Below are 11924 nucleotides of genomic sequence, written 5' to 3' on the forward strand. Positions count from 1 at the left end.
TTCTCCTTCCATGCGAGAGGTAAAATGTAAATAGAGGAAGGTTTTCAGTTGCGCAAACGAGAATAAAAGAGGATATAACAGAATCTGAATGATGGAATACTTAGTTGAATTACAAATCATGAAAGGCGGCACTCATTTGGATATAATCAAGGGTTTTTTGGGGTATGTTTTTATAATTGTTTTTTATTTATCCGTTGGTAGCGTTCTCGGCAGTTCTCTTTTTGGAGAAGAGTCATTCCTCTTTTATTTTCTTGAGTATATAGTTCTGGCTTTAATTGCTTTGCCAAATTGCAAGATGTCTGTCAAAACTGGACAGATCAAAAAATATATTGGATGGTTATTAATTTCAACTATCCCGGGAGCCTCCTACATGTTGTTTGCTAAATTTAGTAATAGTCCAGGAGGATTAGTTACGTTTCCTTGGGACTGGATCATGTGGTCAATTTTCCTACCCGGTATTTTTGTGATTGCCCAACTCTTCTTTTTACCTTTTGCCCTAGCAAAAGAAAAAAAGGAAGAAGCCTAAGCATTAAGAAAAAACAATGTAACTAAATCATAGCTAAATAAGTTGATTGGTTGATTGTTTGCTAAATAAGCCTCAAAAGAATAAGATTAATTAGTCAGTCGGCAAGCCAGGAGGTGAAGGCGGCACCATGATGTTACTCATGATTTTAATCGTATTGATTATTGGTTTTGCCGGAATAATTGGCAATCAGTATTCAGGTTTGCGAAGAATGGAATACATTCAACGCTCATTGGACGATCTAAACCAAAAGCTTCGTGATATGAACAAAAACAAATGGCAATAAACAGGCAGTAGAGACAGACGGTCCTACATAATGAATGAAAAAATAAGACGCAAACGACTACTGGAGGCTGCTCATGAGTCAGAAACAACGGTTTAAAATAACAAGAACGATGCAACAAAATGGCGAAAGCCAGGAAATTTCTCTTCAGGAGTGCATCACCTATTTTGCAACGAGAATGGACTTTGCGTATGAAAAGGTGCTCACCGTCAAAGGTCCGGAGAGTACGATGAGCATAGAGGGCGACTTCTTTATGTGGCAGCATGGCGAAGCGCGATACCCCTTCCGTCATTATATGGGGGAAGTCTACGTTGCCATTGCACATGAAGAGATCGTGCCAGTTATGATAGGAGTTGCATCTGATTTGCAGGCGGATATCGTGGAGGGGTAATGACGATGCCCCGCAAGTTCCGAAACCCAAAAGTTGGATGGAAGCGTTTGTCTTCCGTCCGGCTTTTTTTGTTCTCCGGTAATAACCGCCAAAAAATCAACTTTTATAAAAAGAAATTACATCGTGATTATGAAAAAGCCCAGTTATAATAAGAGAACAATGCAGGGCCAGGGGAGGGGATGACCCGAAAAATCGTTCAAAAAGCCGTAAAGCTGCGATTGGTCAATACACAGTTGGGAGGGTAGTCAGGTAACGTTAGAGAGGAATTAAAGCAGTTGCTGCATTCATTTACTAAAGCGCTTTCAATTACAGATAATCAAATAATTTCAATTTGTCTAAAATGGAAAAAGAACAGGAGGCATTGGAACAATGTATAAAAAGCTGGTCGGAATAGCTTTAGTTTTTGCCCTGGTTGTGAGCTTTTTCCCGGGGCCATCGGCCTCGGCAGCGGAGACGACGGCTCCCAACCCGGTCATTTGGGCGGATGTGCCCGATGTTTCGGTAATTAGGGTAGGCGATGCGTATTACATGACAAGCACAACCATGCACATGAACCCCGGTGTTCCGGTCATGAAGTCCAAGGACCTTGTAAACTGGGAAATTGTGAACTATTTGTACGATATTCTGGCGGCTGGCGACAAGCAAACGCTCACTAATGGACAAAATCTTTACGGTCAAGGCTCGTGGGCAAGCAGCATTCGGCATCATAATGGAAAGTTTTACGTAGCGTTTGCCTCTAATGATGTGGGCAAAACCTACATTTTCCAAACCGCTGACATTGAGAATGGGCCTTGGGAAAAGTATGAGCTTGCCGGGGGTGTTTATCACGACATGTCCCTGCTGTTCGACGATGATGGGCGAGTCTACATGGTGTACGGCAACGGAACGATCCGTATCATTGAGCTGACGGCGGATGCCACTGCGGTGAAGGCCGGAGGAATGAATAAAGTCATTATTCAAAATGCAAGCGCTCCCGGCGGAAGCGGAGGACTTGGAGCGGAAGGTTCGCACATCTACAAAATCGATGGCAAATATTATATTTTCCACATCTCCTGGCCTTCGGGCGGAATCCGTACGCAACTGGTTCATCGCGCCGATCAGATTGACGGACAATACGAGGGGAAAATCGCTTTAAGGTCGGGCAGCAGCACAAGCGGCGCAGGCGTGGCGCAAGGCGGCATTGTCCAGACTCCTGAAGGCGATTGGTACGGTATGTTGTTTCAGGATTATGGCTCGGTTGGACGTATTCCTTACATTATTCCAGTGACATGGAGCGCTGACGGATGGCCTGTATTCGGGGATGTCAACGACACGGGCATTCCGGGTGAGCTGTCCAGATCATGGGTTTCCTCCGACAACTTCGACCAGAGAGGGGAAAGAGTTAAAGCCTTTCATACCGAGGTGGCAAGCGGCGAAAACGACTATAACGGCTCTAATCTGGGATTGGTTTGGCAGTGGAACCATAATCCAGACAATCGGTATTGGTCGCTTACCGAACGTCCCGGTTATCTGAGGCTGACGACGGGGAAAACGAGCACAAGCATCCTTAATGCCAGAAATACGCTGACGCAAAGAACATTTGGACCGGAAAGCTCGGGGACCATCGCCATTGACGTTAGCGGGATGAAAGACGGAGATTACGCCGGCATTGCAGCTTTCCAGGCGAACTATGGTTTTGTTGGCGTCAAAATGACCGGTACAACCAAATCCGTTGTCATGGTAAACGGAAACTCGTCATCGGCTGTCGAGGTAGCCAATGTTCCGCTGAATCAAGACAAAATTTATTTGCGGGCCGAGCTGGATTTCAAGAACAGAACGGATAAAGGTTACTTCTATTACAGCCTGGATGGAGAGCGTTGGGCTTCCATCGGCAATACGCTTCAAATGTCCTATACGCTCCCGCATTTTATGGGCTACCGCTTTGCCTTGTTCAATTTCGCAACAAAAACAACGGGCGGTTATGTAGACTTTGATTCCTATCAAATAAGCGACAAGCTGGAAGGCTCAAACTTTGATACAAATCTGAAATCGTTACGGGTGAACGGCACGCAGCTAAGCGAGTTCAGCCCGGGCAAATATGTTTACGCTTTGGATCTGCCTGCCGGATCGGCTCCGCCGCAGGTGACTGCAGAAGCCAATGATTCCGGTGCATTGGTCACCGTTCAGCAAGCGGCGGCCGTGCCTGGAAGCGCGAAGGTCATGGTAAGCAGGGAAGGACTGCAAACGTCGGTTTATACCATCAACTTCGATTCGCCATCTTTTGTCGCTATTGAGGCGGAGACAGCAGCCGAAAATACGGAGGATGCCTATGTATCCGGCGTCATTCAAGGCCACACCTGGACGCTTGTGGACGGCCAGACCACTAAGGCGATGCTTTTTGGACCCGATACAGGCTTTAATATGCCCGGCACAGATGCGGCTACGCTTGCGTCCGGCGCCAAGCTGGGCTACAGGATCAACATCCCGGTTTCCGGAAACTACAACCTGTGGCTTCTTGCCAAAAGCGTTGACTTCAACTCGGATTCAGTCCATGTCGGAGTTGATAATGAATACAAATTTACCTCCAACGGCATTCAAGGCGTAAGCAACAGCCAGTTCAGATGGGTCAATCTGAGCAATGGCGGTACAACGGTGCCGGGTGGCACGGCGCTTAATCTGACAGCGGGCGTGCATGAACTGAATTTTTGGGGAAGGGAAGACGGCCTTATCATCGACCGGATTTACCTGACGACCAGCAATGCAGCTGCAGATCCGATCTGGCCGTCCGTCGAGCCGCAAAAGCCGGGGGCCATTCTTAACGCGGACAGCAGCGTAAATGCAGAAAGCAGCTTTAAGGTAGGGGTCAGCCTGAACGGCATTGCAGAGTCCGTTTATGCCGGAGACATGACCTTGACCTACGACGCAGACTTGTTCCAATATGTTAGCGCGCAAGGCGCCACAGACCAGATTCAAATTGTTGCGGAGGACAAAGCAACGGAAGGCAAGGTGCGGCTCGTAACTGCCCATATTGGCGGCGTAACCGGAGCCAGCACGCCGGTATTAGACATCGTTTTCAAGGCAAAGGCCGGAATTCAGCTAACAAGCGGAACGATTTCCGTGACCGAAGCCAAATTGGGCGTGGCTCCTGCGGGAACTGTTGTCCAGGCTGCGCTGAGCAGCAAAACGATTGCCATCGGCGGCATTACTCCGGTTGTGGACAAAACGGCTCTGAACGAGGCCATCGCAAATGCGCGCAGCCTGCACGACGACGCAGTAGCGGGCACGCAGCCGGGCCAATATCCGCAAGCGGCCAAAGATGCTTTTGCCGAAGCCATCGACGCGGCCAAAGCCGTTGCGGACAGCGCAAGCGCAACCCAGTCGCAGGTTGACAGCGCCGCGGCCGCTCTGAACGAAGCTATTGCCACCTTTAAGGCCGCGGAAATTAAGGAAGCCTCCGCGGACCTTAATAAGGACGGCAGCATTGACGTAGGCGATCTCGCGATGGCGGCCTACCATTACGGCAAGCATTCCGCAAGCCCGGATTGGGAAGCTGCCAGCATTGCAGACATGAATAATGATGGCAAAATCGATATCGCGGATTTGGTGTATGTAGCGTCCAAAATAACGGATTGATGCTTGCGGGCAAGACGATGGGCGCAGTAAGAGGTTGTCCCGCCCATCGTCCTTGCCGCCAGCTTGTAAGGTTGTTCAAAAAGCCCGCTTTCCATGACGCAGCATGCAGGCAGCATGGCCGGCTGCTTTTTGAACCCGTACTTAATCTTGACTGGGGAGGAGCTTCCCGTTGAAAAAGTTAATGAGTCTTATCGCCGTTGCCGCATTGCTCATGTCCATGCTCTCATCCGTTGCTTATGCCGATAATCCGGTTGTTCAAACGATGTATACAGCCGACCCTGCCCCGCTGGTTTACAACGATACCTTCTATCTGTATACCGGGCATGATGAAGACAATGCGTCCTTTTTTACCATGAAAGAATGGAGGGTTTATTCCACGACGGATATGGCCAACTGGACCGATCACGGCTCTCCGCTAGATTTGACGGCGTTCAGCTGGGCGAAGTCCGACGCTTGGGCCGCTCAGGTGATCCAGCGGAACGGCAAGTTTTATTACTATGTGACGGTCAGTCAACAAAGCGGAGGATACGCGGTTGGCGTTGCCGTGTCCGATAGCCCGACCGGGCCCTTTAAGGATGTCCTTGGAAAACCCCTGGTCGCCAATAACGGAGCGCGCGCCATCGACCCGACCGTGTTCATTGACGATGACGGTCAAGCCTATCTGTATTGGGGGAACGGCAGCCTTTGGTACGTAAAGCTGAATGAAGACATGATTTCATATTCCGGAAACATTGAGCAGGTGGATTTGTCCAGCGGCTTTGGCCCCGAAGGGCGATCAGCCTATACAGAGGCTGCATGGCTATACAAACGCGGCAGCCTGTATTACATGCTGTATGCCGCCGGAGGCATACCGGAGCATATCGCTTATTCAACCAGCGCCAGCCCGACTGGCCCTTGGACGTACCGGGGAGTGATCATGCCCACGCAGGGCTCAAGCTTCACCAATCATCCCGGTGTCGCCGAATACAAGGGCAATTCCTATTTTGTCTATCATAACGGCGCTTTGCCTGGAGGCGGAGGGTATGCCCGTTCGGTAGCGATCGAGAAGTTTAATTACAACGCCGACGGCACCATTCCGAGTATCGATATGACAACAACAGGCGCGCCCCAAATCGCCACATTAAACCCCTATGTCCGGCAGGAAGCGGAAACGATCGCCTGGGCATCCGGCGTAAAAACGGAAGTTTGCGACAGATGCGACGAAGGCGGACTAAATGTACACGCCATTGATAACGGAGACTATATCAAAGTAGAAGGCGTCGACTTTGGCAGCAACGGAGCGGGAATCTTTACGGCCGGTGTTGCAAGCGGTTCCAGCGGCGGCGAGATAGAGCTGCGTCTTGATGGCGTAAACGGTCCCCTGATCGGAACGTTGCCTGTTTCGAACACGGGCGGAGATCATTATTGGCGGGAGAAAACAACCAATGTTGCCGGCGCAACCGGTGTTCATGATGTCTACATGGTGTTTAAGGGGAACTCAGCAGGCAATCTCTTCAAGCTGGATTATTGGCAATTTGGGGAGAGGAGTAGTCAGCGCGAGCTTGTTGCCATTCATGCAACGCTCGATAAGCATAAGATCGACAGGGTTGCCGGACACAACACCGCAGTGATTAAGGTAACAGGCGTCTACAGCGATGGATCAAGCCAGGATTTGAGCAGTCAGTCCAAAGCTACGATGGCGCAAAATGGCATTGTCAGCGTGGCCCACGGAGTCGTGACGGGCAAGCGGTATGGCTCAACAAGCATTTTTGTCAATTATTACAACTGGGTGGATGTGCTCTTTATCGAGGTCAAGGATCTGCATGCCGAGCAAGCTGTAAAAAGCCTCAGCGTCGACAGGGGACCAATTACCTTGAATACAGGAAGAACGGCATCCTTCAAGCTGACGGCGGAATATTTGGATGGACGCAGAGAAGATGTAACGCACAAAGCAACCTATACCAATCTCTATCCCGAAGTGGCGACTGTAACGGGCGGCACAGTTACGGCCAAATCCGGAGGAACAACGACAGTTGGCTTCAGCTTTGGCGGCGAAAGAGGAGAGGCCGCAACGGCGCAATTGGTCATTACGGTCAATGAACCTCCCGTTTCGAACCCTTTTATGGAGAGAAACGGCGTTGTAGCGATTGAGGCGGAAGAAGCGGCGGACAATACGGCTCATGCCTATGTGAACGACGATAACGCCAGCGGCCATACCTGGTCGCTTGTTGAGGGGCAAGCCACAAAAGCGATGCAATTTCTGCCCGATAACGGCTTTCAGATGACAGCCACCGACCCCGCCAGCCTTGCGGCAACGCCAAAGCTCGGGTATGTCATTAACTTTGCCAATGCAGGCCGGTATCAGGTTTGGGGATTGATCGAGGCCAATGGCGCCAATGCGGATTCCATTCACGTCGGTTTGGACAATACGTACAAATTCACGCAAACCAGTATAGTCAACAACAATACCTGGAGGTGGAATTCTCTTGGCACGCTTGATATTACAGCCGGACTCCACGAGTTAAGCCTGTGGGGAAGAGAAGACGGCACTGTAGTCGACCGGCTTTATTTGACCACCAGCGCCTTGACCGGCGACCCGGTCTGGCCGCCGGATGAGCCTGAGACGCCTGCGGCAGTGCTTGCTGCGGACAGCGTCGTGAAACCAGGCAGCAGCTTTACGGTAGAAATGAGCTTAAACAGCGTGACGGAAAGCATCTATGCCCAGGATTTGACCTTGACGTACGATAGCAGCATTTTTGAATATGCAAGCGCTGAAGGCGTAACCGACAGCACGCAAATTGTGACGGAGGATAAATCCAGAGACGGAGAAGTCAGGCTCATAACCGCCTATATCGGCGGGGTATCCGGGGAGAATACGCCGGTATTGAAGCTGAGTTTTAAGGTGAAGGCCGGCGTTCAGAGCAAGAGCGGAACCATTGCGGCAACACGAATTCAGCTTGGAACGGCGCTGGAGGGCAAGGTTATTCTGGCAACGCCCGCCAGCAAAACGATCGCGGTATCGGATGGCGAGCAGCCGGTCGACAAGCATGCGCTGAATAAAGTCATTGCTTATGCTCAGGAGCTGTACAATGCGGCCGTTAGTGGCGAGCAGCCCGGACAATACCCGAGGGCAGCGAAGGACCTGCTAGGTGAAGCTATTGCTTCGGCAAAAGCAGTCAATAACGATGCCGGCGCAACGCAGCTGCAGGTGAATGCCGCAGTCGACGCATTAAGCGGCGCTATAGCAACGTTTAGGGCCTCGGTTATAGTGGAAACCTCCGCTGATATTAACCGGGACGGCAGTATCGATGTAGGCGATCTTGCAATCGTGGCTTACCACTATGGCAAAAATTCGGCAAGCGCGGATTGGCAGGCTGCCAGCGCTGCGGACATGAACAACGACAGCCAGATCGATATTGCCGATTTGTCCTATGTAGCGCTCAAGCTGTTGGGCTGACAGATAAGGCTGCATCGAAACGGAGTAAACATCCTGCTGGAGGGCGACTTGCCTGCTGAAGGGCGACTCGTCACCAATGGAGGGGAAAACCCCTCTTGAGGAAGCTGCCCTTGAAGGGAGGGTAGCTGTTGATACGTTTCTCTGATGATGCAGCTGCAGCCTATTTTCGCCATTTATTTTGCAGGGAGGAATTGCTCCATGAAAAAGGCGTTAAGCCTCATGGTTATCATTGCTTTGATATCGACGATATTTGCTTCCATCGCCTCTGCCGATAATCCGGTTGTCCAGACTATTTATACCGCAGACCCGGCGCCAATTGTCTACAACGACACAGTCTATCTTTACACCGGGCATGATCTGGACATCGCCACCAACTCCTATAAAATGTTCGACTGGCGCGTTTTTTCTACAACCGATATGGTGAACTGGACCGATCATGGGGCGGTTCTGGATGTGACGGCGTTTAGCTGGGCCAACCAGACCCAGGATGCCAACGCATCGCATGTCATTCATCGGAACGGCAAGTTTTATTATTTTGTATCCGTTGCTTCTGCTATTCCCGGAAAAGGCGGTATTGCTTTGGGGGTAGCCGTAGCGGACAGTCCTACAGGACCTTTTGTTGACGCGATCGGCGCGCCGCTTGTCACCAATGATATGACGAAATATGCGGCCCATTCATGGGATGATCTTGATCCCGCCGTTTTTATCGATGATGACGGCCAGGCTTATCTGTATTGGGGCAACAATGCGTTGTATTACGCCAAGCTGAACGAAGACATGATCTCGCTCGACGGACCCATTACAGCGGTTCCTCTCACAACGGAGGCGTTTGGGCCGGATTTTGAGGAAGCGCCATGGGTGTACAAGAGGGACGGCTTATATTATCTGATTTATGCGTCCGGTTTCCCGGAATCCATTCATTATTCCACAAGCGACAGCCCGACCGGCCCCTGGTCGTATCGAGGCGTCATTATGCCAAGACAAGGCGGCAGCTCCACCAATCATCCTGGCATTATTGAGTATAAGGGCGAATCTTATTTCTTCTATCACAACGACAGCTTGCCTGGCGGCGGAAGCTACAAGCGTTCGGTAGCCGTTGAGCGGTTTTCGTATAACGCTGACGGGACTATTCCGACATTTGGCATGACGACAGCGGGTATTGACAAAAGCATTGATCCGCTTGATCCCTACACAAGGACAGAAGCGGAAACGATAGCTTGGGCTTCTGGCGTCAAGACTGAACCGTTAAGCCAAGGCGGAAGAAATGTGACGGATATTCACAACGGGGACTATATCAAGGTTAAAGATGTAGATTTTGGCTCAATCGGGGCAGCCACCTTTACAGCCCAAGTTGCCAGCGCTTCCGGCGGCGGAGCGATCGAGCTGCGGCTTGACAGCGCGGACGGACCGCTGGTTGGATCGCTGCCCGTGGCAGGTACAGGCGGAGAAACCGGTTGGCTGCCCAAAACAACCTCTGTTTCAGGAGCGGCAGGCATTCATGATCTGTTTTTTGTATTCAGAGGTCCGCCGACGGGGGAATTGTTTAAGTTTGATTATTGGCAGTTCGGGTCCAAAAGCGATAAACGCGAGCTTGCCGCCATTCATGCATCCCTAGACAAACCAAAAATCGATAGCGCAAGCGGAGCAAATACGGCGGCTTTGAAGGTGATGGCGGTTTATACCGATGGAACAAGTCAAGATGTGACGGCTCAGGCGGTTGCAGTCCCTGTGCAAAACGGAATCGTAAGCGTAGCGGACGGGATTGTAACCGGTACGGGATATGGAGCCGCAACCATCAACGTGAGCTATGGAGGGAAATCGGATGCCGTCTTCATTCTGGTCAAGGACCTGGACAGCGAGCTGACGGTCAAAAGCATTACGATTGACAATGCCTCTTTTGTGCTGGATGCCGGACGGTCGGGGACCTTTAAGGTTACCGCCGAATATGCGGACGGACATGTAGAGGATGTAACGGGAAGGGCAACCTACACCAATAACAGCCCCGAGGTTGCTGATGTATCCGGCGGTACTGTAACGGCAAAAGCCAGCGGTTCGACTCGGGTGACGGTCAGCTTTAAGGGCGAACGCGGTGAAACGGCGTCTGCCGTCATTAACGTCACGGTCCATGTTCCCGCCGTTATGGCCCTTGAGGCGGAAGCGGCCGCGGATAATACGGAAAATGCTTATGTGCAGGGCGTTGCTAACGGGCATACATGGACACTGGTTGACGGACAATCCACAAAGGCGATGCAATTCCTGCCTGATGACGGTATTACAGTTACGGTGGGGACGGACGCGGCCAGTCTGGCAGCCGGCTCCAAGCTTGGCTACAAGATTAATGTTCCGAGATCGGGAAGCTATCAGCTGTGGATTTTGGCCAAAAGCCGAAATTTCCAGACCGATTCGGTCCATGTTGGCCTGAACAATGCCTACCAATTTACCTCTAACGGGATTCAAAACGTAAGCGCCGGACAATTCAGATGGGTAAACCTTAGCAATGGGGGTACAGCGGTAACGGGCGGTTCGCCGCTATCCTTGACGGCCGGAGAGCATGAACTCAATTTCTGGGGCAGGGAGTCCGGGCTTGCCATTGACCGGATTTATTTAACAACAAGCAACTCAACGACGGACCCCGTCTGGCCTCCGGTTGAGCCGCAAGGACCGGCGGCAGCACTTTCGGGAGATGGCAGCGTGAAGCCGGGAAGCAGCTTTACGGTCGCGGTCAGCTTGAACAATGTGACAGACCGGGTCTATGCCGGGGATATCGAGCTCATTTATGATGCCGATGTATTCCAATACGTAAGCGCGGCAGGCGCGGGCGAGCACACCCAGATTGTAAAAGAAGACAAGGAAACCGCCGGCAAAGTTAGACTTTTGGCCGCCCATATCGGAGGAATATCGGGGGCTGGCACGCCGGTATTGAATTTGACCTTCAAGGTGAAGGATGGCGTCCAGAATACAACGGGCACAATCGGGGTGGCAAAAGCCAGCCTTGGCGTTGGGCCTGAAGGGACGGTCGTTCAGGCAGCCCTTGGCAGCAAAACAATAGCGGTAGGCAGTCCGGATGTCGTCATCGACAAAGGAGCGCTGACCGCTGCAATTGAGAAGGCGCAGGAGTTGCATGACGCGGCTGTCGCTGGTTCGTTGCCGGGACAATATCCGCAGGCGGCTAAGGATGACCTCGGCAAGGCCATTGCCGCAGCGAAGGCAGTCAAGGACAACGCAAACGCAACGCAGGCACAGGTTGACAGTGCCACAGTTGCATTGACCGGCGCGATTGATACATTCAACGAAGCGGTCATCAAGGAAGCTTCTGCAGATTTGAACAATGACGGAATCGTCAATGTAGGCGACCTTGCAATGGCGGCGTACCATTATGGCAAAGATTCCGCAAGCACGGATTGGCAAGACGCCCAAATCGCGGATATGAACAAAGACGGCAAAATCGACATCCTGGATTTGTCCTATGTAGCATCCAAGATGTTGCTATAAGCTCCTGTAAACAATCCGCTCAGCTTGCCCGGTGGCAAGGGAACCGGGAAAGGAGGTGGTTTAAAAATATTTTGTTTGGCTGCTTACAAGCTGTATAAGTTCGACCGAAGAATTGGCTAAAGTAGGCCAGAGTGTGAATGGCTCTGTAGAAAAGCATATGCTTACGAAGTAACGTTCCTCCAGAAGA

The 11924-nt window shown here is 51.4% G+C and carries 5 protein-coding genes; all 5 read left to right on the forward strand.

What is annotated here, in order from left to right; all coding sequences use genetic code 11:
* Positions 1–88: 88 nt before the first annotated feature.
* The gene (locus tag ACX93W_RS11925; protein ID WP_459392591.1) at positions 89–526 is read left to right on the forward strand and encodes a hypothetical protein; all 438 of its coding nucleotides are present in this window, start codon (positions 89–91) and stop codon (positions 524–526) included.
* A 356-nt stretch (positions 527–882) separates the two neighbouring features.
* Positions 883–1197: a hypothetical protein gene (locus ACX93W_RS11930; protein ID WP_459392592.1), complete on the forward strand. Its 315-nt coding sequence runs from the start codon at positions 883–885 to the stop codon at positions 1195–1197.
* A gap of 369 nt (positions 1198–1566) precedes the next feature.
* Positions 1567–4809, forward strand: coding sequence for a family 43 glycosylhydrolase (locus ACX93W_RS11935; protein WP_459392593.1), 3243 nt, complete (start codon positions 1567–1569; stop codon positions 4807–4809).
* A gap of 169 nt (positions 4810–4978) precedes the next feature.
* Entirely contained in the window at positions 4979–8245 is a 3267-nt protein-coding gene (locus ACX93W_RS11940; RefSeq protein ID WP_459392594.1) for a family 43 glycosylhydrolase, read from the forward strand.
* Positions 8246–8443: 198 nt separating this feature from the next.
* On the forward strand, positions 8444–11737 hold the full coding sequence (locus ACX93W_RS11945) for a family 43 glycosylhydrolase (protein ID WP_459392595.1): 3294 nt from the start codon (positions 8444–8446) through the stop codon (positions 11735–11737).
* The last annotated feature ends 187 nt before the right edge of the window (positions 11738–11924 follow it).

The sequence above is a fragment of the Paenibacillus sp. CAU 1782 genome (genome assembly GCF_054551715.1).

Excerpts from the sequence above, each read along its gene's own strand:
- ACX93W_RS11925 (WP_459392591.1), top strand. The coding sequence starts at position 89 with ATGATGGAATACTTAGTTGAATTACAAATCATGAAAGGCGGCACTCAT.
- ACX93W_RS11930 (WP_459392592.1), top strand. The coding sequence starts at position 883 with ATGAGTCAGAAACAACGGTTTAAAATAACAAGAACGATGCAACAAAAT.
- ACX93W_RS11935 (WP_459392593.1), top strand. The coding sequence starts at position 1,567 with ATGTATAAAAAGCTGGTCGGAATAGCTTTAGTTTTTGCCCTGGTTGTG.
- ACX93W_RS11945 (WP_459392595.1), top strand. The coding sequence starts at position 8,444 with ATGAAAAAGGCGTTAAGCCTCATGGTTATCATTGCTTTGATATCGACG.